The organism is Fulvivirga aurantia (assembly GCF_009711475.1).
Lineage (GTDB): Bacteria > Bacteroidota > Bacteroidia > Cytophagales > Cyclobacteriaceae > Fulvivirga > Fulvivirga aurantia.
Map to the genome: position 1 here is coordinate 1 of NZ_SMMD01000106.1, position 521 is coordinate 521.

At 36.7% G+C, this 521-nt stretch carries 2 protein-coding genes; both read right to left on the reverse strand.

Annotated elements, in window-relative coordinates:
• Positions 1 to 216, reverse strand: a 216-nt coding sequence (locus E1176_RS00220; RefSeq protein ID WP_185152464.1) for an ATP-binding protein, incomplete at its 3' end; no start/stop codon positions are given.
• A partial coding sequence (locus E1176_RS00225) for an STAS domain-containing protein (RefSeq protein ID WP_155208587.1) occupies positions 216 to 521 on the reverse strand: 306 nt, incomplete at its 5' end. The genes E1176_RS00220 and E1176_RS00225, both read right to left, overlap by 1 nt.

The window sequence follows — 521 nt, forward strand, 5'->3', positions numbered from 1 at the left end:
TCTTTCTTTATTTACCTTTATTTGAAGCTCAATTGATTCTTTAGGATTACAGCCATGAGAGTGAATCATAAGATTGGCACAAACCTCATCTATGGCTAATACCAATGTACTCACATCAATTTCTGAAAGCCCATGTTTCTCCAACACTTCCCTCACGAAATCACGAATAGATCGTAATTTCTCTTTCTTACACGGCACTTTATAGCTGTACTTCATTACAGAATAGCTTTTGCGTTTTCTTTTGTATTTTCTATCTCCAACAACTGATCTAACCCTAATATCTCAAACACATTGGCCACCTTATCGTTCAGTCCGAAAATTACCAGTTTTATGTCTTGTCTTTTAAACTCTTCGATATGCGACATAAATACGCCCAATCCTGCGGAAGAAATATATTCCAAAGAAGTACAATCTACCAAAAAACGTTTTCCTCCACTTTCGATGGCTTCAATTATTGCATTGTCCAAAGTGATAGAGGAACTTGCGTCTACCTCTCCAACGATCGTAATGAGTTCATAATC